The sequence below is a fragment of the Candidatus Kapaibacterium thiocyanatum genome (assembly GCA_001899175.1).
Classification (GTDB): Bacteria; Bacteroidota; Ignavibacteria; order Kapaibacteriales; family Kapaibacteriaceae; genus Kapaibacterium; species Kapaibacterium thiocyanatum.
In genome coordinates this window covers 176,947-198,729 of the sequence record MKVH01000025.1, presented here as the reverse complement: position 1 = coordinate 198,729, position 21,783 = coordinate 176,947, and the positions used below count along the sequence as shown (strand labels likewise).

The 21,783-nt window shown below is 60.8% G+C and carries 23 protein-coding genes; 17 read left to right on the top strand and 6 right to left on the bottom strand.

The window, feature by feature from the left end; translation table 11 throughout:
* The first annotated feature begins 3 nt into the window (after positions 1 to 3).
* The 5 genes from BGO89_13475 to BGO89_13455 all read left to right on the top strand — a co-directional run bounded on the left by BGO89_13475 (position 4) and on the right by BGO89_13455 (position 6,046).
* Positions 4 to 867 carry a hypothetical protein gene (locus BGO89_13475; protein OJX56339.1) on the top strand — a complete coding sequence of 288 codons (864 nt, stop codon included), beginning with the start codon at positions 4 to 6 and terminating at the stop codon, positions 865 to 867.
* Positions 868 to 3,330, top strand: a complete 2,463-nt coding sequence (locus BGO89_13470; GenBank protein ID OJX56338.1) for a hypothetical protein — start codon at positions 868 to 870, stop codon at positions 3,328 to 3,330.
* Positions 3,331 to 3,404: 74 nt separating this feature from the next.
* The gene (locus BGO89_13465; GenBank protein OJX56337.1) at positions 3,405 to 3,827 is read left to right on the top strand and encodes a hypothetical protein; all 423 of its coding nucleotides are present in this window, start codon (positions 3,405 to 3,407) and stop codon (positions 3,825 to 3,827) included.
* A 9-nt stretch (positions 3,828 to 3,836) separates the two neighbouring features.
* A complete protein-coding gene (locus BGO89_13460; GenBank protein OJX56336.1) occupies positions 3,837 to 4,853 on the top strand; it encodes a hypothetical protein in 1,017 nt (338 codons plus the stop codon).
* Positions 4,850 to 6,046: a hypothetical protein gene (locus tag BGO89_13455; protein OJX56335.1), complete on the top strand. Its 1,197-nt coding sequence runs from the start codon at positions 4,850 to 4,852 to the stop codon at positions 6,044 to 6,046. Before BGO89_13460 ends, BGO89_13455 begins: the two co-directional genes overlap by 4 nt.
* A gap of 11 nt (positions 6,047 to 6,057) precedes the next feature.
* On the opposite strand, the gene BGO89_13450 is transcribed toward BGO89_13455, so the two are convergent.
* On the bottom strand, positions 6,058 to 6,810 hold the full coding sequence (locus BGO89_13450) for a hypothetical protein (GenBank protein ID OJX56334.1): 753 nt from the start codon (positions 6,808 to 6,810) through the stop codon (positions 6,058 to 6,060).
* A gap of 84 nt (positions 6,811 to 6,894) precedes the next feature.
* Between BGO89_13450 and BGO89_13445 the strand changes: the two genes are divergently transcribed.
* The 5 genes from BGO89_13445 to BGO89_13425 all read left to right on the top strand — a co-directional run bounded on the left by BGO89_13445 (position 6,895) and on the right by BGO89_13425 (position 11,976).
* On the top strand, positions 6,895 to 7,311 hold the full coding sequence (locus BGO89_13445) for a hypothetical protein (GenBank protein OJX56333.1): 417 nt from the start codon (positions 6,895 to 6,897) through the stop codon (positions 7,309 to 7,311).
* Positions 7,312 to 7,382: 71 nt separating this feature from the next.
* A complete protein-coding gene (locus BGO89_13440) occupies positions 7,383 to 8,327 on the top strand; it encodes a hypothetical protein (GenBank protein ID OJX56332.1) in 945 nt (314 codons plus the stop codon).
* 9 nt (positions 8,328 to 8,336) lie between these two features.
* Positions 8,337 to 9,002, top strand: coding sequence for a hypothetical protein (locus BGO89_13435; protein ID OJX56331.1), 666 nt, complete (start codon positions 8,337 to 8,339; stop codon positions 9,000 to 9,002).
* A 6-nt stretch (positions 9,003 to 9,008) separates the two neighbouring features.
* Complete coding sequence (locus BGO89_13430) at positions 9,009 to 10,424, top strand: hypothetical protein (protein ID OJX56330.1); 1,416 nt, start codon at positions 9,009 to 9,011, stop codon at positions 10,422 to 10,424.
* 16 nt (positions 10,425 to 10,440) lie between these two features.
* Positions 10,441 to 11,976 carry a hypothetical protein gene (locus tag BGO89_13425; GenBank protein ID OJX56329.1) on the top strand — a complete coding sequence of 512 codons (1,536 nt, stop codon included), beginning with the start codon at positions 10,441 to 10,443 and terminating at the stop codon, positions 11,974 to 11,976.
* On the opposite strand, the gene BGO89_13420 is transcribed toward BGO89_13425, so the two are convergent.
* Positions 11,916 to 13,499: an FAD-binding protein gene (locus BGO89_13420; protein ID OJX56328.1), complete on the bottom strand. Its 1,584-nt coding sequence runs from the start codon at positions 13,497 to 13,499 to the stop codon at positions 11,916 to 11,918. The two genes, BGO89_13425 and BGO89_13420, sit on opposite strands and share 61 nt — an antisense overlap.
* A gap of 19 nt (positions 13,500 to 13,518) precedes the next feature.
* On the opposite strand from BGO89_13420, the gene BGO89_13415 reads away from it, so the two are divergent.
* The 5 genes from BGO89_13415 (at position 13,519) to BGO89_13395 (ending at position 19,249) form a co-directional block, all read left to right on the top strand.
* Positions 13,519 to 13,842: a hypothetical protein gene (locus BGO89_13415; protein ID OJX56327.1), complete on the top strand. Its 324-nt coding sequence runs from the start codon at positions 13,519 to 13,521 to the stop codon at positions 13,840 to 13,842.
* Positions 13,843 to 13,942: 100 nt separating this feature from the next.
* Positions 13,943 to 14,635 carry a hypothetical protein gene (locus tag BGO89_13410; protein ID OJX56326.1) on the top strand — a complete coding sequence of 231 codons (693 nt, stop codon included), beginning with the start codon at positions 13,943 to 13,945 and terminating at the stop codon, positions 14,633 to 14,635.
* Between the two features lie 158 nt (positions 14,636 to 14,793).
* Complete coding sequence (locus BGO89_13405; protein ID OJX56387.1) at positions 14,794 to 15,651, top strand: stearoyl-CoA 9-desaturase; 858 nt, start codon at positions 14,794 to 14,796, stop codon at positions 15,649 to 15,651.
* Positions 15,652 to 15,820: 169 nt separating this feature from the next.
* Positions 15,821 to 17,620 carry a hypothetical protein gene (locus BGO89_13400; protein ID OJX56325.1) on the top strand — a complete coding sequence of 600 codons (1,800 nt, stop codon included), beginning with the start codon at positions 15,821 to 15,823 and terminating at the stop codon, positions 17,618 to 17,620.
* A gap of 252 nt (positions 17,621 to 17,872) precedes the next feature.
* Entirely contained in the window at positions 17,873 to 19,249 is a 1,377-nt protein-coding gene (locus tag BGO89_13395; GenBank protein OJX56324.1) for a hypothetical protein, read from the top strand.
* A gap of 126 nt (positions 19,250 to 19,375) precedes the next feature.
* On the opposite strand, the gene BGO89_13390 is transcribed toward BGO89_13395, so the two are convergent.
* The 4 genes from BGO89_13390 to BGO89_13375 form a co-directional block, all read right to left on the bottom strand.
* Entirely contained in the window at positions 19,376 to 19,927 is a 552-nt protein-coding gene (locus BGO89_13390; protein OJX56323.1) for a hypothetical protein, read from the bottom strand.
* Positions 19,920 to 20,426 (bottom strand): hypothetical protein, encoded by a 507-nt coding sequence (locus tag BGO89_13385; GenBank protein ID OJX56322.1) that lies wholly within the window; start codon positions 20,424 to 20,426, stop codon positions 19,920 to 19,922. The genes BGO89_13390 and BGO89_13385 overlap by 8 nt, the downstream gene beginning before the upstream one ends.
* Before the next feature lie 71 nt (positions 20,427 to 20,497).
* Entirely contained in the window at positions 20,498 to 20,779 is a 282-nt protein-coding gene (locus BGO89_13380) for a hypothetical protein (protein OJX56321.1), read from the bottom strand.
* Entirely contained in the window at positions 20,772 to 21,095 is a 324-nt protein-coding gene (locus BGO89_13375) for a hypothetical protein (protein ID OJX56320.1), read from the bottom strand. Before BGO89_13375 ends, BGO89_13380 begins: the two co-directional genes overlap by 8 nt.
* 52 nt (positions 21,096 to 21,147) lie before the next feature.
* Here BGO89_13375 and BGO89_13370 point away from each other — a divergent pair, with 52 nt between their 5' ends.
* Both BGO89_13370 and BGO89_13365 read left to right on the top strand, forming a co-directional pair.
* Entirely contained in the window at positions 21,148 to 21,360 is a 213-nt protein-coding gene (locus tag BGO89_13370; protein OJX56319.1) for a hypothetical protein, read from the top strand.
* Entirely contained in the window at positions 21,360 to 21,746 is a 387-nt protein-coding gene (locus tag BGO89_13365; GenBank protein ID OJX56318.1) for a hypothetical protein, read from the top strand. The genes BGO89_13370 and BGO89_13365 overlap by 1 nt, the downstream gene beginning before the upstream one ends.
* Positions 21,747 to 21,783: the final 37 nt, after the last annotated feature.

Below are 21,783 nucleotides of genomic sequence, written 5' to 3'. Positions count from 1 at the left end.
ACAATGACGACACTCATCACCGGAACATCGAGCGGAATCGGAGCGGCCCTCGCGATCGCTCTCGCGGAACGTGGCGGCAATCTCGCCCTCGTGGCACGCCGTGCCGATCGCCTCGCAGCGGTCGCGGCAACGGCACGCGACCGCGGAGCCCACGTCCTCGAAATCGTCGCCGATCTCTCCGAAGAGCGGGCCTGCCGCGATGCCGTGAACCGTACGCTCGAGACCTTCGGTGCCATCGACGTCCTGGTGAACAATGCAGGACGGGGCAACAAGGCCCGTATCGAGGACACATCGACGGAACAGCTCGACAGCATCTTCGCCATCAACGTCTACGCGACGTTCTGGATGACGGCGCAAGCGCTGCCGTCGATGAAGGCCCGCGGAACCGGGCACATCGTCAACATCGCCAGCATCGCCGGGAAGATGGCCTTCCCTTTCAATGCGGCCTACGTCGCAGCCAAGCATGCCGTGGTGGGCTTCACCGCGGCCCTGCGTACGGAACTCACCGACACCGGCGTGGAAGCCACCGTCGTCTGTCCTGCCGGCGTACGCACGGACTGGGCCGACGTCACGGAAGGCGGAGCGCTCGGCGATGTCTTCGGCAGCGGCATCGTGAAATCGAAACGCTTCGCGAAAGAACGGAACGTGCCACTGGCTCCACTCACGCCCATGATGAGTGCGGAAGACGTAGCAGCGATCATCGTACGCACGATCGACGGCGGTCGCTCGAACGACGTCTTCACCCATGCGGGGACCTTCGAGCAATCGGTCGAGGCCGCAACGGACCGCATGGCACTGGAAGATCGATACTGGCCCCTGTACAAGGGTATGATCGCCACGATGGAAGAAGAACGCTCCGGCACATAAATGAAATCCCCGTCCATCATCGCGGGCATCATCGTCCTGTGCCTCCTGCACTGCGGCAGTGCCTGGGCACAGCCCGGAAAGCCGACCATCGCCCTCGTCCTGAGCGGCGGAGGTGCCCGCGGCATCGCCCAGGTCGGCGTCCTGCGTGCCCTCGAACGGCAAGGCATCGTTCCCGACTACGTCGTGGGCACGAGCATCGGTGCCATCATCGGCGGCATGTATGCGGCGGGATATACTCCGGATCAGATCGATTCCATCATCCTGGCCATCAACTGGCACGAGGTGACGTCGTTCACCAGCGAGCGCCATCGGGAACAACTTCCCTATCAGCAGAAGCAGGACGACGACCGAAGCCTGCTCACGCTCCACTTCAGGAACTTCGAATTCCTCGTCCCACAGGGTCTGTCGGGCAGCACACGGTTCGCCACCTTGCTGCAGGACATCCTCTGGGATGCGCCGTTCAATACGGTCATGCACTTCGACAGCCTTCGCATGCCCTTCCGCGCCATCGCCACCAATCTCAAGGACGGCCGCTGGGTAGCGCTCGATCACGGCAATCTGGCAACGGCCATACGGGCTAGTGCGACGTTCCCATTGCGCTACGCCCCCATACGCAGGGGTAGCGACATCCTCGTGGATGGCGGACTGGTGGCCAATATTCCCTATGAGGCGGCAGCAGCCTTGCGACCCGACATCATCATCGTCGTCAACACCGTCAGCGAGCTGTCCGATCCCGAGGACCTCAACACTCCATGGGCCGTCGCGGACCAGGCGTTGATGTCGGCCATGAAGCTCAAGGATTCGACCTACCTCGCCAAGGCCGACGTCGTGATCACGCCGAACATCGGCTTCCATTCGACCTTCAACTTCCGGAACCTCCAGTCTCTCATGAATGCGGGGGAACAGAAGACGATCGAGGCCCTGCCCGCCCTGACGCGCCTCATCGGCCAGCGCTCCGGAACCGAGGTCGCTGCGCTCGCACCGACGATGGGCGACGACACGACCATCATGCGTACCATGGTCAGGAGGATCAGGATCGAAGGGATGCCTTCGTGCGCGGACATTTCCGACGTGAAGAGCGTCATCGACGATGGCGTCGGCCGTGCCTGGAGTCCGGCCTTCGGCAGGCTGCTGACGGAGCGCATCCTGCGCGCCCTGCACGGCAACGGCTTCGACTTCGCCCATACGCGGGGAGTACGCTTCGATGCCACGACCAGTACGGTCGTCCTGCATGTCGACGAAGGACGCGTAACGTCCATCGTCATGGATCCCAAACGTCGCGTCGATTCGATGGACGTCATCCGCGAACTGACGTTCAATCGCGGCGACCTCGTCACGACGGCCTCGCTCAGCCGCAGCACGCTCAACCTGCACGCCTCGGAACTGTTCGACAACGTCGACGTGGCCATCCAGCCCGCGCCCGACAGCGGCTGCCGGGTCGTCGTCGGCGCCACGGACAGAGGGAACCAGGTCCTGAGGCTCGGTGCGAGGATCGACAACGAACGGAATACGCAGGGCGGTCTGGACGTGGCTCACCTCAACCTGTTCAGCTCCGGCATCAACCTCTCGGCACGTCTGGCGGGCGGAGAGCGCAACGGCGAGATATCGGGCGGCATAGAAGTTCCCCGCATCGCAGGTACGTTATGGACGGCGACGACACGTGCCTACGCTTCCTTCCGTAACGTGTGGATCTATACGCCCCAGACCGGACGTCCCGTGACAGAACCTCTGCGATCACGCACGGCCCAGTTTTCGGAAGAACGGTACGGCGTCAGGATATCCGGCGGACGCCAGCTCGAGCGCAATGGCGTGATGCTCGGCGAATTCCGTTACGAACAGCAGCGCTATCGCGATCTGGCCGACAGCGTATGGCCGGGCTATCAGCCTCTCGCCACCGTACGGATGATCGGACGCTGGGACGATCAGGACCGCGTGGACTTCCCCACCCGTGGCCGCATCCTCGATCTATCGCTCGAAACCTCCATCCTGAACCTCAGCAACGGCCTCTCCTTCACCAAGCTCGGTTTCCATTACAAGAGCAACCTTTCCATCCGCTCCGTCGTCATCTCCCCGTCGTTACATGCGGGTGCGGCGGATCGTTCGCTGCCCGGTGCCGAACTCTTCAGTCTTGGCGGACAGGACATGTTCTTCGGCATGCGGCAGGACGAAGAACGGGGCCGGCAGATCCTCGTCGGCTCGATGGAAGTACGGGCGCGCTCACCCATCGACATCTTCTTCGACACCTATCTATCCATCCGGTACGATATGGGGTCGGTATGGGCACAGCCGGACAACATCCGCATCGGCGACTTGCAGCATGGCGTCGGCGCCACCATCGGCATGGATACTCCCGTCGGCCCGGCCATGTTCTCCGTCGGACAACGCTTCTTCTTCCTCGACAACCCTGCCGCCGTTGGCAGGGGCCCGCTCATGGCATACTTTTCCATCGGCATGCGTCTCTGACCCCGTGGTCTACGCGAAGTGAATGCTAAATTCGTCGTGTCGCTGCACGACGTTCCAACTTCCGACCATCGACCATGATCTTCGATCGCATCAAGAATATCGCACGCGCATACTGGACCGACGCCACCACGGACGATACGGCGTGGGCCGAACGCATCCTGGACTCGGACGACGAGGAACTCCGCAGGATCATCGACGAGCTCAATTCCGGATCGGCAGGATCGGCGCAGGAGCACAGCCAGCAACGGACGCAGCACGCACATCGTGCGTCGGCGCCGCACATCCCCGCCGACGTGATGAAGGCGTGTGCGATCCTCGGTATCGCCCACGACGATTCCGTCGATACCGTCAAGAAGGCCTATCGTGCCGCCATCTACAAGGTCCATCCCGACCGCGTGGCAACCGGCACGGCAGCCGAGCAGCAGACCGCCGCCCGCAAGACGCAGGAACTCAATGCGGCCTACCAGGTCATGAAGATATATCGCCGGTTCAACTGAGGTCGCCCAATGGACAAGAGCATCTTCTCGAAAATCATCGACCGCGAAGTTCCCGCTACCATCGAGTACGAGGACGAGCGGGTCATCGCGATCCGCGATATCGCACCGAGCGCACCGATCCACCTGCTCATCATTCCGAAGAAGCATATCGCGAGCGCCAATGCCATCACGGAAGAGGACGCCCCGCTGATCGGCCATGTCTTCATGGTCGCACAGCAACTGGCGCGACGATTCAACGTCGATCACGACGGCTATCGTGTCGTGACCAACGTCAATGCCAACGGTGGACAGACCGTCTTCCATCTCCACTTCCATCTTCTCGGCGGTGAGCCTCTCGGCAGGATGAACAGTCGCAACACGGGACACGGCGGGGCTTCATCGTCCGGAACGCTGCGCGAAGCAGGTCTGCTGATCCTCATGGCCATCGGTCTCGCAATCGGCTTCAACACCATGAATCCGAAGCGCATCAACTGGGTGAAGCCCGTCTTCGAACGCGTACAGGCCACCGAGGCCGAGATCGAGCGACTGCTCGGCGCGAGTGGCAAGGACACCGCACGGCAGATCGCCGCGATACCGCCGGAGCGGAAGGATACGGCCATCGCTTCGTTGGACAAGCCGGAGACGCCCGTCACCACGAAGTCCGCAACGCCCGGAACGACGACACCACCGGAGACGCCTCCGGCAAGGCAGCAGGAGCCTTTCAGGCCCGAACCCGGCGTCGTACGCGAAGTAGGTCTCTCCGCTTTCCGCACGCTGCTGAAGTCACCGCACCTGCTCCTCATCGACGCCCGCATACCCGAGAGCTATGCCAAGGGTCACATCGCAGGAGCCATCAACATCGATGGTAATTCCGCCGAGGCCGAGATTCCGCGCATCCTGCAACTGCCGCAGGACCGTATCGTGGTGATCTACTGCGATGGCGGCGAATGCGAACTCAGTCATCACGTGGCCGAAACCATGAAGAAGTTCAACTTCGGACCGATCTTCATCTATACCGGCGGCTGGGCGGAGTGGTCCAAACAATGAGTACGGCCACCCGACAAGTCCTTCGGCAGATCGAGACACGATTCGGAATCGTCGGCGAATCCCCGGTGATGGTCCAGGCCATCTCCCGTCTTCTCCAGGTCGCGCCAACGGACCTCACGGTGCTGATCACCGGCGAAACGGGCACCGGCAAGGAAGTGTTCGCTCATGCACTGCATGACCTCAGCAATCGCAAGAAGCAACCCTTCGTCAGCGTGAACTGCGGCGCCATTCCCGAAACGCTGCTGGAGAGTGAACTCTTCGGCGCGGAAAAAGGCGCCTTCACCGGTGCAGTGGAACAACGTAAAGGCTTCTTCGAAGCGGCCCACAAGGGAACGATCTTCCTCGACGAGATCGGCGAGATGCCGATCGGCACACAAGTCAAGCTGCTCCGCATTCTCGAAAGCGGAGAATTCTCCCGTCTCGGCTCGAGCACGAATCAGAAGGTCGACGTCCGCGTCACGGCCGCTACCAATCGCGACCTCCTCTATGAGGTGCGTCAAGGACGGTTCCGTCAGGACCTGTTCTTCCGCCTCAACTCCGTCAACATCCACCTGCCGCCGCTGCGGCAGCATCCCGACGACATTCCGTTGCTGGTGGAGTATTTCGCCCGACGTGCCGCCGACAAGAACGGTGTCTCCTTCGAGGGTATCGACGATGGGGCGATGTCGATGCTGGAAGCCTATCGCTGGCAGGGCAACGTTCGCGAGCTGCGCAACGTGGTGGAAACGATGGTGACGCTCGAACGCGGGCAGCATGTCACGGTGGAGATGCTCCAGCGTTACCTCCCGGCGGACACCGAAGCGGACGACGCTCCGATCGCACCCGCAGCGCTGATGCGCATACAGGAACCCCAGCAGGCCACACCATCGTCCGCCGACATGCAGATGCTCTACCGCGCCCTGTTGCAGGTGAGCACCGACGTCAACGAGATCAAGTCCGTCCTGCGCCACCTCCTCAGCATGAACGTCCCGGTCGATGGTGAAGAATCATCGACGGCCCTTGCCGTACGCAAGGAGGCACCTCGTCCCGCTGGTGTGAACCACGACGGAGAGCTGAACCTGCAGGTCCTCGAGCGCCGTGCGATAGAAGCCGCGCTGCGGAAGACGCAAGGTAACCGACGCGATGCCGCGGAATTGCTGGGAATAAGCGAGCGGACGCTCTACCGAAAGATCGACGAATACGGTCTGCAGTAACGGATCGGGGCTCAGGCCGCCGTCAGGGGAAACAGTACGGGGCGGCTCGGCGCGGCATCGCCATCGAATGCGGCGGCATTGAAGGCCACGAGATATCGGCCGTCCTCGACGGTATCGGGAACGTAGATCAGTTCCGTGATCGTATTGTTCACACGCGGTGCTGCGGGCCAGTTCCAGAACAGCTTGTGTGCGGCCAGTGCGCCGCCGTCCTCTTCGCGATCCACGGACGGGATGTCTATGAGCAGGTGCTTCACGCCGCGCTCGACCATCAGTCGCATCGCATCCACATGGACGTAGGCGGGATTGGCTCCCGAATAACGCGTCGTGCGCTTGTTCCCGTCATTGGGATCCGTGCGGATGACGAGGGCGGGCTCCCCTTCACCATGCCATACCTTCTCCAGTTCTTCACGCGTCACGAGCCGGTCTCCCGATCCATCTTCCTTCAATGTCACGGTTATCAGCCTTGCCGGCACAATTACATCGTTGAGGCAGTCTGGCAGGCGGTACGCAGCACCGGCCACGTGTCCGACGCATTCGGTATGCGTGCCGTTGCCGTGTGGTGCCACTGTAACAACATCGCATCGGCACGGTCCACCCTCCTCGACGGAGCCGACGAAGGATCCCATGCGAAAGGGCTCGAACAGTGCCGGCGGAAGATGGAAGGCGTTCACGGACGGACCGGCGGATACGGCCAGGGAGATGTCGACGAAGCGTTCGCTATCCCAGACGTAACTCGCCGTTCCGAGAAGAAGGACATTGATCATGCACAAAGATGCGCAGGCATCCCCGTTGTGCAATGTGGTACGTTTCCTATTTTCGACACGTCAATATCATGGAGAGGTGGGATTATGTCGCGCACACTCAACAAGGTGATGCTGATCGGCAACGTAGGCAAGGATCCGGAGGTCAACTTCACTCCAAGCGGCGTCAAGGTCGCCCAGTTCCGCCTCGCTACGTCCGAGACCTGGAAGGACAAGGACGGCACCATCCAGGAACACACGGATTGGCACACCATCGTGGCGTGGCGTGGCCTGGCCGACGTCGTCGAGAAGCTCGTGCGCCGCGGCTCCCGCATCTACATCGAAGGCAAGATCCAGTCGCGCAGCTTCCAGGATGCCGATGGCCACAAACGATACGTCGTGGAAATCGTTGCCGACAACCTCCTTCTGCTCGATTCGAAGAAGTCGGAACAAGCCGGTCAACACGGCGAATCCGATCATCCCGGCACTCCATTGAACAATGGTGCGGACGATATTCCGTTTTAAGGCGCCGCGTAATAGGGATCATTTTTTGACGAGCCCCTCGCGAAGAGGGGCTTCGTGTTCAGGAAGCAACAATGGACGTCTCCAGAAGTACGGAAGTCAAGGTCGGATTGGTCAGTCTGCTCGCCATCATTCTTCTCGTCGCAGGTATTCTCGTCGGCAAGGGATTCAGCTTCTCCGTCAACCGTCAGACGATCAAGATCCGGCTCGCTACGTCAGGGGGACTCGAGAATGGCTCACCGGTCGTCGTCAACGGCGTGAAGCGGGGCAGCGTCGTCGACGTCGACAACGACAATGGCACCGTCCTCGTCCATGCCGAACTGGACGACATCAAGGATCTGCATGCCGACGCCACGGCCCAGGTTTCCATCCTGGAAATCACCGGCGGCAAGAAGGTGGAGATCGCCCCCGGGAAATCCGGACAGGCGCTGTCCGTCGAACAGGAAATTCCGGGCAAGGTATCGGCCGACATCGGCTCCCTCGTGGGAATGGTCGGTGACGTCAGCGGCGATCTCACGAGCCTCATCCGCCGTCTGGATACGATCGGCACCTCCCTCACGGCCCTTCTGGGCGACGGCCAGGTCGTCAGCGACATCCGGTCGATGACGTCGAACGGCGCCGTGCTGATCTCCGATGCACGCACCTTCGTGGCCGAGAATCGCGACGACCTCACCACGACCATCAGGAACCTGAAATCCCTCACCGAGGAAGTACGCACAGCCGTACGCAACAACGAACCCAGGCTCGCATCGCTGCTGGACAAGCTGGACCGCACCGTGGCATCGGTCGACGGTACCATCGCCAAGGCCGACGGCATGATCGTGAACATCGACAGTCTCGTCTCCACGGTCAACGGCGTCATCACCGACATCCGAACCAATAAGGGAACACTGAATGCGTTGTTGTACGACGAGACCTTCAGACGAAGGCTCGATTCGACGATCTCCAATCTCCGGACCTTCATCAACGGTGCTCGTGTGAGCGGCGTGAACGTCAACGTAGGTATCGGCCACAAGTGAACGCATTCGATGTCAACACACAGCACGTTTCTCACGCCTGAACTGAACGACTACCTCACGGCGAACTTCTCCGCCGAAGACGCCTTCCTGCGCACGCTGCTCGACCAGGCCGGGGAACGGGGCATTCCAGCGATCTCCATCGCACCCGAACAGACGGCCTTCCTTCAGGTATTGCTGCGCGGCATCGGAGCCCGTCGTGTACTCGAGATCGGCTCGCTGGCAGGATATTCGGCCATCACGATGGCACGTGCCCTGCCCGCCGATGGCGAGATGATATGTCTGGAACTCAATCCCGACTGGTCCGACTTCATCCGCCGCAAGGCACGTGAAGCAGGCCTGGACAAGGTCATCGACGTCATCACCGGCCCTGCCGTCGAAACGCTGGAGGCGGGCAACGTCAAGGGGCCGTTCGACGCCATCTTCATCGACGCCGACAAGGTCAATTACTCGCGCTACTTCGATCTCGCACTGCCGCTGCTCCGCACCGGTGGTCTGATCATCGGCGACAATGCACTCGCCTGGGGCGAGATCGCCAACACGAATACGACCTTCGAGCCGCAGAACGTGACGGCCATCCGCGCCTTCAACGAGCGCATCAGTACGCATCCCGGCCTCCAGTCGACACTGGTGCCTCTGGGTGACGGCATGGTCATCGGTATCAAACGCGAGGCCTGACGCCCGATGCGTCGTCGTACCCATCTCCTGCTCCTTACGCTGGCATCCTGCGCCCTCATGCTGGATGGCTGCAGATCCGTGCATCGTATCGAAGGCGATTTCGACCTTCGCGAGGATGGTGAGCGTGTGACGGAACTGCGGTTCACGCAGACGAGACACATCGACTCCGTCGACATCCGCAAGTTGATGGTCGACGTATGGAAGATCGAGCACTACGCCTATCCCGATTCCATACGTCTCTTCGTCCGTGTACTGGACTCGACCGGCAACGTGGTCACGCACATGGCTCAGCCCTATGCCAAGCCGGGCGCCCCGAACTACTTCCCGCGGCTCGACGAACATCTCGGTTCGCGACGCAAGCGCAAGGACGTGAACATTGCGCCCTACAAGGTGCGCGAATTCGGCGAACAGGACTCGATCCCGACGTCCATCTCCCTCGCTCTCGACTACAGCGGTTCGATGAAGGGCGTCAAGGATGCCATCGACGAGGGCACGCAGCTCTTCATCGGCATGAAGCGCAACTGCGACCGCATCGCCGTCACGGGGTTCAGCCGTGAAGTGACGACGGTGTTCCCGCTGTCGTCGGACACCACGATGATGCTCCGGGAATTCCGCGAGTATGCCAAACGTGCGCAGGGACTCTACACCTCGGCCAACGACGGCATCATGAAAGCGCTGAATCATCTCGACGCCGTGCCGGTCGAACAGCCGAAGGTCTGCGTCGTCTTCGCCGATGGCGACGAGAACCAGTCGATGGTGAAGCTCCCCGACATCTTCGAATACGCCGTCAAGCACAACATCTCCATCTATTGCGTCGGCTTCGGCTATGCACAGGACGAGGAACTGCAGTCGCTCGCCCTCTATACCGGCGGCAAATACTATCGGGCCTATACGAAGAAGGATCTCGTTTCCATCTTCCTCGACATCTACCGCAGCCTTCGCAACTACTACCTCGTCACCTACGTTCCGCCACGCTACGACGGACTCCATACCGTGGACGTCACGGTCGACGTTCCCGGCCGCGACACGCTGGTGGCCCGTGGCCAGTACGACAAGACGCCGCTCAATCCCATCAGCCCCACGGACGAATTCTCCCGTCCCATCCTCTTCGCCTTCCGCAGCAGTACCATCGACTCCAGTTCGATGTACATCGTGGACGAGATCGCCGATGCCATGCATCGCTTCGAGCGCGTCATCATCGAGATCCAGGGCCATACGGACAACGTAGGCACGGAGGACTTCAACCAGAAACTCTCGGATGCACGGGCCGATGCCGTACGCCAGGCGCTCATCGAACGCGAGATCGAACCCTCGCGCCTGCGTACCCGCGGCTTCGGCTTCACCGTTCCCGTCGTTCCCAACGACACGGAAGAGAACCGCGCGAAGAATCGTCGGACCGTATTCAAGATCCTTCGCAAGTAGCGCATATCTTTGCGCCATGCCGAATTCGCCCATCATGGCCGTCCTTCGCCGCGCACTGCGCGAAGCGGCCAGTAACGATCAGTACGATCCTTCCCGCCGCAACTTCCTCAAAGCTGCGGGAACGCTGGCTGTGGCCCCGTCCATCATCGGAGCATGTACGCGTCCGAAGGACCATCCTCCGCACCACAGGGCGCGCGTCGCCGTCATCGGTGCGGGTATCGCCGGGCTCCACACGGCCTGGCTCCTGAAGCGGCACGGTATCATCGCCGATGTCTACGAAGCGTCCGCACGACCGGGCGGACGCATCTTCAGCGCCAGGGACCTTCTCGTCCAGGGCGCCGTGACCGAACTCGGTGGCGAATACATCGACTCCGTCCATTCCGACATGCTCACGCTGGTGAAGGCCTTCGGGCTGGACCTCATCGACCTGCACAACGAACCGTATGCCAGCCGTAACGAGACGTTCTTCTTCGATGGCCGCAGCTATACGCCTGCCGATATCGTCCGCGAAATACGTCCGTTGCTCGAGCGGCTCCGCCGCGACATCTCCCTGCTCCCGCAGAACTACCGTCATCTTGCCGAAAGCCCGGCGCGCGGCTTCGATGCCATTTCGATCGAAGCCTACTTCACGTCGCTCGGCATCACCGGATGGTTGCGTTCCTTCCTGGACGTCGCCTTCATCACGGAGAACGGTCTGGAACTCGGCGAGCAGAGTGCCCTGAACTTCCTTTCACTGATATCCACGGATATCGGTGACGGAGCCTTCCACCAGTTCGGCGACAGTGACGAACGGTACAAGGTCAGAGGAGGAAATCAGCAGATCACGGACAGGCTCGCGGCCGACATCCACACGCAGATCCATTCCTCGCACATCCTCGAACGCATCGGACGCAAGGGGTCGACCTACAGCCTCACCTTCCGCAAGGACCTGTCGAGCGTCGATGTCGATGCGGACATCGTCGTGCTCGCCCTGCCCTTCACCCTCCTGCGTACCGTGAAGATCGACGTCGACCTTCCTGCCGTGAAACGGCGGGCCATCAACGAACTCCGCTATGGACAGAACGGCAAGGTCGTCGTAGGATACGAACGTCCGTTCTGGCACGACGTCAATGCGGACGGTGTGATCTATACGGACCTGCCCCTGCAACTCGTCTGGGACAATACGGCCATGCAGGGTGTGAATGCCGCAGGCCTCACGTTCTTCAGCGGTGGCTCCATGTGCCGCGTCATCGGCGAGATGTCGAAGGAACGGGCAGGACGCGAACTCCACGACCATCTCTGCAAGGTATGGCCCGAGGCCCGCAGGATGCAGCCCGGACGCGTGGAGCGATTCCACTGGCCGACCTATCCATGGTCCCTTGCCAGTTATTCGGGATACGGCCCCGGACAATGGACGGACTTCTACGGTCGCGAAGCCGAACCCGCGAACAATCTGTATTTCGCCGGCGAACATTGCAGTCCCGAATTCCGTGGCTACATGAACGGCGCTGCTCAGACGGGACGTCTGGCGGCGACGGGCATCCGTGCTGCGATGGCACGGGCCACGTTCTGACCATCCAGGGCGGCACTGACGATACCTCCGGCATAGCCCGCTCCCTCTCCGCAGGGATAGAGATTCCGCACGGTGACGTGTTCGTACGTTTCCTTGTCTCGCGGAATGCGCACCGGTGAACTCGTGCGTGACTCCACACCCACCAGCACGGCTTCGTTCGTGAGATAGCCGCGCATCGAACGGCCGAACTGACGTATGGCGTCGTGAAGGCGCGACGCGATTCCATGCGGCACCACGGCACGCATGTCGACGGAACGATGCCCGGGAATGTAGGACGTCTGCGGGATGGATGCCGATACACGCCCGTCGAGAAAGTCGATCATCCGTTGAGCGGGAGCTCTCTGCGAACCGTCCCCTACGACGTCGAAGGCACGTCGTTCGACCGCCGCCTGATATTCCATGGCCGAGAGTTCGCCCGATGCCGTGTAGTCGGCCCAGTCTTCACGTTCCACCGTCACGACCGTCCCGCTGTTGGCGAAGGGTGAATCGCGCCGCGACATGCTCATGCCGTTCACGACGATCTCGCCGGGTTCCGTCGCCGACGGAACGATGAGCCCGCCGGGACACATGCAGAAGGAGAATACGCCACGGCCATCGGCCTGGCATACGAGTTTGTACGACGACGCGGGAAGGTTCGGGTCTCTCGGCGACTGATGATACTGCACTTCGTCGATCAGGGGCTGCGGATGTTCGATACGCACGCCCAGCGCGAACGGCTTGGCCTCGATGGTGATCCCGCGGCGGCGGCACAGACGGAAGATGTCCCGCGCAGAATGCCCTGTCGCGAGGATCACGGCATCGCCCGTGATCTCCCGGCCGTCGGCCAGCACCACGCCTTGCGCACCATCCCGCTCCGTCATCACCAGATCGGTCACCCACGCGTCGAACAGCACCTGGCCCCCGAACCGCTGGATCGTCTCGCGGATCCTCTGTACGACGAGCCACAGCTTGTTCGAGCCGATGTGAGGATGCGTCTCCACGAGGATTTCGCCGGTAGCACCATGATCCACCAGCAGCTTCAGCACCTTGTCGATGCTGCCGCGTTTATGCGACCGCGTATAGAGCTTGCCATCGGAATAGGTCCCTGCACCGCCCTCGCCGAAGCAATAGTTCGAATGCTCGTTCACCACGCCCAACTGCTGGATGGCGCGCAGATCCTTGCGCCGCGTGCGTACGTCCTTGCCGCGATCGACCACGATGGGTGTGATGCCGTGTTCGAGCAGTTCCAGGGCCGCGAAGTATCCTGCCGGACCGGCACCGACGATGATCACGCGGCGGCCGGGGTCGGCCTCGCGGAGGCTGTCGATCAGCGATGGTTCGGCCGGAGGCTCCTCGTGGACGAAGACGTCGGCCTGGATCCTGATGCGCGGAATGCGTGCACGGGCATCGATGGAACGACGCACCTGGCGCACCGACGTCACGTCGTCGAACGGAATACCTGCTTCGGCGGCGGCGGAATGGTGCACCGTGACGGGATCGGCGGCCTGGGCCGGCGTAAGGGCGATGTCGACACGAACTTTCATATGCCGTAAATTTACGACCATGTCCACCGACAGATCAGACTTCTTCGAACGTGTCTACGAGATCGTCAGACGTATTCCCCGTGGTAAGGTCACGACCTACGGCCATATCGCCCGTGCCCTGGGCATGGCTTCGTCGGCCCGTATGGTAGGCTGGGCGATGAATGCCGTAGGCCATCCCGACCGCCTCGACGTTCCCGCGCATCGCGTCGTGAACCGCAATGGCCTGCTGACGGGTCGGATGCACTTCGAAACACCATTCGTGATGCGTGAGCGTCTTGAGGCCGAAGGCGTACGCTTCGACGGCGAGGCGGTGGACATGGCCAACCACCTGTGGATGCCGTAGTTAACGCCTGCAGATACCGTAGTTATGCCGTCGGCGGCATTCGCCGAAAACGGTGTATCTTTGTTTTTCAACAGTTTTCCAATCTGCCGAAAGACGGAGTATGAAATTTCTTGTGGCCGCACTTAGCGCCATTATCTTCATTTCGTGCACTGCCGAATCCCAGGTTAATTCCGTGAAGCCCCAGAACAAGAAGGACACGGCCAGCTACGCCATCGGCGTGAACATCGGCCAAAGTGTAAAGCAACAAGGTATCGATCTCAACGCCGACATGCTGGCAGCAGGCCTGCGTGATGCTCTGGCCGACAAGGCCCTCCTCACCGAAGAGCAAGTCCGCACCGCCCTCATGGCCCTCCAGCAGGAAGCACAGGAAAAAGCCCAGGCAGAACGCACCAAGAAGGGTGGCGAGGCCAAGACGCGCGGCGAACAATTCCTGGCCGAGAACAAGAAGAAGGAAGGCGTCATGACCACGCCCAGTGGCCTCCAGTACAAGGTCATCAAGGCAGGTACGGGTGCCAAGCCCACGAAGGAAAACACCGTCAAGGTCCACTACAAGGGCACGCTCATCGATGGCAAGGTCTTCGACAGCTCCTACGAACGTGGTGAACCCATCGAATTCCCGCTCGGCGGCGTGATCGCCGGCTGGACGGAAGGCCTCCAGCTCATGCCGGTAGGCTCGAAGTACATGCTCTACATCCCCTCGAATCTCGCTTACGGCGAGAATGGCGCCGGTCAGTCCATCGGACCGAACGAAGCGCTGATCTTCGAAGTGGAACTGCTCGAAATCAAGAAGTAATGTCGTTATCGACAGTACAGTGAACAATTCAGGGGGGCTGCGAGCATCGCTCGTAGTCCCCTTTGTCCATCCTGCCCATCAACCCCTCTCTCCATCGACGTGGACTTCCGGTCCACGTCCCTCAAGGTTCAACGCTCACTGCTGACAGTATTCCTATGATGCCTCGCCTTGCCAACTACTATGTCGTCCCGCTCGTGCTGTTACCCGCTGCCGCCACCATCTACGGTATCGTGCAGTTATTCACCGGCAGCGTGGGCATATACGAAATCGTCATGATGCTGGCCCTCGGCGCGCTGACCGAATTCGGCGTGACCTTCGGCTATCATCGCATGGTCGTCCATAAGGCCTTCACCGCACATCCCATCCTGAAGGCAATCGTCCTCGCCTTCGGCTCGATGGCATTCCAGGGTCCCGTCATCAACTGGGCTTCCGTCCATACGAAGCACCACGCCATGTCGGACCAGGAAGGCGATCCGCATACGCCGACGTTCCGCGGCTTCATCTTCGCCCACTTCGAGTGGCTGATCGAGATGACGTCCACGGACATGGCCGCCATCCGCTCCAAGTACGAGTCGCGCTACACGAAGGATCCGATGCTGGTATGGTTCGACAAAACCTTCCTGCTCTGGAGCGCCTTCAGCCTGATCCTGCCCTTCCTTCTCGGAGGCTGGCAAGGTCTCCTCTGGGGTGGCCTCATCCGCATCTTCCTGACGTCCCACGTCACGTGGAGCGTCAACTCCGTCTGCCATATCGTCGGCGGACGCATGTTCAAGACCACGGACCAGAGCCGGAACAACTTCATCGTCGGCCTGCTCGCCCTGGGCGAAGGCTGGCACAACAACCACCATGCATTCCCGAGCTCGGCATTCCATGGTCTGCGCTGGTGGCAGATCGACATCACTGCCTACATGATCCGCATCTTCGAGAAGGTCGGTCTCGTCAGCGGTGTCGTTCGCATCCCCACGGCGTATCTGTCGCGCCAGATCGCTCTGGCCCAGGACAAGGAAGCGCCCTGACCGATACGAATCCGGATCACGACGTCCATTCCAACTCCCCGCCGGCTCTGCCGGCGGGGAGTTTTTCGTCACAGGACACCCCGATCCATCCTCTCATGTTCGGGAAGTCACGGCGCCGGATCATCCGTATGCGGCCAGCTCTCGAGAGTTGCCGATCTTTGCGCTTCCTATGACGCTTTTCTCCTGCACCTCCCTTACCAAGGCCTACTTCGAGAAGATCCTGTTCGAGGACATTTCCTTCGGCATGCAGGATGGCGAACGCTGTGGCATCATCGGTCGTAACGGTGTCGGCAAATCCTCCCTCCTGCGCATCGTGGCAGGACTGGAAGAACCCGACGCCGGCACGGTGGCCATCAATCGCGAAGTACGCATCGAATATCTCTCCCAGCAGCCCCTGTGGGACGTCGACGCCACGGCTCTCGACGCCGTGATGAATGGCTACAAGTCCACGCACGGACATTGGGAGGAATGGGAGCTCGAAACCAATGCCCGCATCACCCTCGGTCGTCTGGGCATCACGGGTATGCATCAGAACGTCCGGACGATGAGCGGAGGGCAGCGCAAGCGCGTGGCCATCGCACGGGCCATCCTGGCCGATCCCGATCTGCTCATCCTCGACGAGCCGACGAATCACCTCGATGCCGATTCCGTGCAATGGCTGCAGGACCAGCTGCAGAACTCCGCCAAGGGCCTGCTGCTCGTGACGCACGACCGCTACTTCCTCGACGCCGTGAGCACGCGTATCATCGAGCTGGACCAGCGCAAGCTCTATTTCTATGATGGCAGCTACGAGAAATACCTCGAGCGCAAGGAGTCGATGGTAGCCACGCAGGATGCCACCGAAGAGCATCTGAGAAACAAGCTCAGACAGGAACTGGCATGGCTGCAGAAGGGCGCCAAGGCCCGCCGTACCAAACAGAAGAGCCGCATCGACTGGATCGCGAAGATGCAGGCCGAACCGGCACGCACGGAACAACGCGACATCAAGATCGAAGTCGGATCGCGCTTCCTCGGCGGGCGTATCATCGACGCCGTCGACATCTCGCGCAGCATCGGCGACACGCTTCTGTTCACCGCACACACATGGCGCGCCAAACCGGGCGACAAGATCGGCATCATCGGCGCCAACGGCGCCGGCAAGTCCACCCTGCTCCAGGTACTCGCCGGCCGCATACCACCCGACACCGGATACGTGACCGTCGGAGATACGGCCACCATCGGCTTCTTCGAACAGGAGCCGAAGGATCTTCAGGAGAACGAGACCGTCCTGGCCAACGTCCGCGCCGTCGCCGAATATATCGATACCGGTGTGGGACGCGAACGGTACATCTCGGCACGTGAACTGTGCGATCGCTTCCAGTTCACACCCAAGCAACAGAACGCCTACGTCCATACGCTGTCCGGCGGCGAGCGCCGCCGCCTGTCCCTCCTGCGCATCCTGATGGCCAATCCGAACGTCATCTTCCTCGACGAGCCGACGAACGACTTCGACATCGCGACGCTCGGCGCACTGGAAGACTATCTCCAGTTCTTCAAGGGTGTCCTGCTCGTCGTCTCCCACGACCGCGCCTTCCTGGATGCGACGGTGGACACGATATGGTCGTTCGAGGAGAATGCACGCATCCGTGAATATCCCGGCAACTATTCGGCCTATCTCGAGAAACGCGAGAAAGGCGGGAGCGCTTCGGCCGCAGGCCAACCATCCGCCGAGCAGCCGAAGGCGAAGGATGCCGGCAGTACGCCGCAAGCCACACGCAAGAAACTTTCCTTCAACGAGAAGCGCGAGTTCGAAGATCTCGAACGTTCGATCGCGACGCTCGAGTCACGGAAGCAGGAGATAGAGGAACAGATCGGAAGCGGCTCGGCCGATTATCGTCTGATCCAGACGCTGAGCGAGGAGCTGCAACAGACCACCGATGCCATCGATACGGCAACCTTGCGCTGGCTCGAACTCGGCGAGCGGGCCTGAGTCCGGATGCCGATCATGCACGCACGTACCGAACGGTAACGGGATCGCATCTGATGCGTCTATGCTGGGGAGCAATGACGCGCGGAACGCGTGCCGGCGAAGGTATACGAGGCCCCACACGTATCGGCCGGCGTCATGCGATCATGACGTGATCCTTGCATACGCTCCGACGTCGAATTCGAAACAAGTCGCATATTGGTTGCCGTAGACTTTTCCGGAGGTTCCATGCGCTCGATACCGCTCGCCTGCTGTTTGATCCTGACCGCCCTGTACCATCCGCTCTCCGCCCAGGAACCGGCAACTGCGACGTCGCCCGTCGCGATGTCGGTTGCGCGACACGGTCTTCTCGCATCGGCTCCCGAACGGGATGGAATCATCTGGCCCCGTGGTGGCATCCTGACGTACCTCCAGGGCGCCGGCCTGTGGATCGGCGCCACCGTCACGACGGAGAACGGCGTCGACCATCCTGTGGCGATGACCTACAACCCCATGAGCGGCCGTTCGTGGATGCTCCCCGGACGCATGACGGATACGGCACTGTCCGACGCCGAACGCCTGCAGAGATTCCCGACGCTGCGTATGGACGACAACGATCCGTCGGGTATGGCCCTGCGCGCCGCCGTTCTTCCTCCGGGACAACCTCTGCATGCCGATGAGCATCATGTCAGCGTCTACACGGCAGGCTCCATCCGGTTGCGCGAGCCTTCGTCGTGGCATTTCCAGACGAACCTGACGCCTCTGCCGCTCGACGTCACACAGCATACGTTCACATGGAACGACGGCCCGCTGAAGGATGCCGTCCTCATCGTCTACGAAATCGTGAATCCGACGTCGTCTCCGGTGGGGCCGTGTCATGCGGGTCTCATGTGCGACCCGGACATCGGCCGTACGGGATCGCGCATCTACGGTGCCGAGAACGATCACAGCCGCACGATGACGACTGCCGGCGACATTCCCGTCGCTCTCTCGTGGAGCGGTGTCGATCGTGGTGAATACGGCATTCCGATGGGCTACGTCGCTACGGGACTGATCGAGACACCGTCAGGACGGAACGGTTCCCGATCCGTGCAGATCTTCACGTCCACATCCGCGATCCATACGAATGCCCAACGATGGGACATGCTGTCGGCGAAGGGAACGACGTTGCAGGATGCGGGCCCGGCCGATGTGCGGACGCTTACGTCCACCGGTCCCTTCACGGTCGCACCGGGTCAGCGAATCCGCATCGCCGCGACCATCGTCTTCGCCATGCCCGTCCTCGCTCCCGTTCCCAACGGCATGGACGCCGACGCCGCAGCGGTCCGCAAGACAGTGGAGGCGTTGGCCGATGTCTATTACGGTGCCGACGTCACCTCCGTCACTGCCGGAACGATGTCGGCGGATGCACCGGGCGACCTTGCCGCATGGCGTGTCGGGAACGCCATTCATGTAGACCTCCCGTCAGGAGTCGACGACGACGGGGAAGTGGGTTTGATCGGAGTGGATGGCCGCACGATACTCAGCCAACGCGTGGAAGCGGGTGCGAGCACCACGTCGCTCGACGCCGGTTCACTGCTATCGGGAACGTACGTCGTTCGCTATGTCTCCGGAAAAACGGTCCGCGCACGCTCCATCGCCTTCGTCCGCTGATACAAGGTAACGAACGACAGAAAGTAGCGGTATCGGAATACCCGACGCGGAATCGTCACGGGTCTGGTGACAACATTCGATGTCGACTTCGGCCGATGTGAAAGCAGGAGATATTCGCCAACGTCGTCATTCCGCACGAAGGATCCGCAACAACGAGCGCTCCATCGAGGAGATCGTACTCCGGGTGGAACCCGTTGCCTTGTAGATCACCGTCGTATCGCCGGTCCTCAGACGGACCTTCCACTCGGGCTTCTGAAACAGGGAAAGCAGCCCGCTTCGCGGCACGCTGTTCGTGAAGCGCGCGAAGATCGTACCTGACCGATCCTCCGTGAACATGTTGCGCGTCGCAGTGGTCGACACGCTATCCATTCCGTTGTCGATGGTCAGGACATCCACCTTCTTCAGGATCCGGTCGCCTTCGACCGTGAAGTTCACCACGGCGGAGTCGCTGGTAGCCGGTCCAACCCTGAAGGTGATGTCGAGATTCATGTCCTCGTCATCCGATTCGAATTCCATCGGCTTGATGTAGTACTGCGTCACGCCCTCGGAGACGAAGAACGTATGATAGTCTCCTCCCCCACCGCCGTCGCTCATCCCACGACCCGACACGCAACCGGCAAGAGCACCGGCTACGAACAGCCCTGCGAGCGCGGCCGTCAGCCGACCGACCTTATTCACCGACCACACGCCTGATGACCTCGCCTCGATCATGGAATCCTCTGATCATGACACTGTCGTTCCCCACGACGGCGATGACGATCTGGGGATCGACCAGCTTTTCGGGAATGACAGCATTGACGAAATACCCGTTCTTCTTCATGAACAAACTCCGGGAGCTTCCCTTCGCCGTACGATCGTCGATAAGTATGGCCGCCGTATCCGCTCCGATGACGGATGCGGGCTCCTGTCCCTTCACCGCTCCCAGGGCAACGGCAAGATAGATGTCATAGCCATTGCCTGCCACGTGCCTGTAAAGTGGAACCTGCAGCGAGTCGTAGGAATTCAGGAGGCCGCCGTATTCGTCGGTCACCTTCTTCGTGAGAGGCATCCGCAACTGCTCGTGTTCGGCGATCGTGAATACGCTACCGTTCAACAGCGGAACCGTGTTGTTGTCGGTGGACGAACAGGCCGTCAGGACCATCGCTACGGTCAGGGCGGACAGAAGCGCTCTATGCATAACATCCCTTTAAACGATGCAAGCACCTGGTTTCCCAGGTGCTTGCATGTGAAATTTCCGAAGAATATTTCTTATTCACCCGTAACGATGCATTCCTTCGTATCGACGAGACCGAGGATACTCGTATGCTTCAGATCTACCGTCGAGATCTTGCTGATACCACCGTTCTTGGCTGCCGTGCGGATGCTGGCATCGCCATTGAAGTACAGAACCGTCAGGAAGCCGGTGGCCGTAGCCGTTCCGACCTTGCTGCCTACGGCGTTGCTCGTGGCAGCGACCGGAAGCGTGAGAGAGCAGGCCGTCAGCGAGGCCGATGCAACCATGACGGCTGCGAAGATCTTGAGTTTATTCATCTTTCACCAACAATAAAAATGAATATATGCCTACTCTATTGGCTTTTCGGCAACCGCCCCGTTTGATGATGTGGTTATCGGACTCCACAAACGGGGCGAACATACGATGACCGTCGCATATGTTCCAACCGCAATCCTGAGGCCCAACCGTTTTGTTTTGTTGACCTCCTGCGGGCGGCTCGCACCCGATGATCGGTGCAGTGACTGAACACGATACCCTCGACCATCGGGCCCACGCACCGTCCGCCGCGTTCGGGATGGGAGCCACCTGATGGCCCCGTCGGTCGAATTTTCTTTGCATCTCCTCCTTCGTCATACGATATTTGTATCGATAGCACGTCCGTACAACGAAGAAAGGACGATCCATCATGAGTACGACAGTCACCGTATCTCCGAAATATCAGATCGTGATTCCCCAGGAGATCCGGGAACGGATGAACATCAAGCCCGGTCAGCGCGTCACCTTCCTCGAATGGCGTGGCGGCATGCTTATCGTTCCTGTCCTCAGTCCGGACGATGCCTTCGGCTTCCTGAAGGGCTACGACATCCGTGTCGAGCGGGAGAAGGAGGACAGGGACTGATGATCACACCTCCCTACGTCCTCGATTCTTCCGTCTGGGTCGAATTCTTCCTCGGCAACGACACAGTCAGGAACCTCATCATCGACCGTCTGCGCGCGAACGAGATCATCGTTCCGAGTGTATGCGCCTTCGAAGTCGCCTTGGCCGTGGAACGACGCATCGATGCGGAAGCCGCACGCCTCGTCGCCGCCAACATGCGGGAACAACGCGTGGATGCGCTCACCGTCGACAGGGCGCTCCAGGCCGCCAGCATCCGCAGGGAATACAAGCTCGCGATGGCCGACTCCATCGTATACGCCGCCGCACTCGCCCATCACGCCACACTGATCACGCAGGACATCGATTTTGAGGGCTTGCCCGATGTGATGTACCTTCGTCAACGATGAACATTGAACGTCAACTACCCACCATTTCCTGACACAG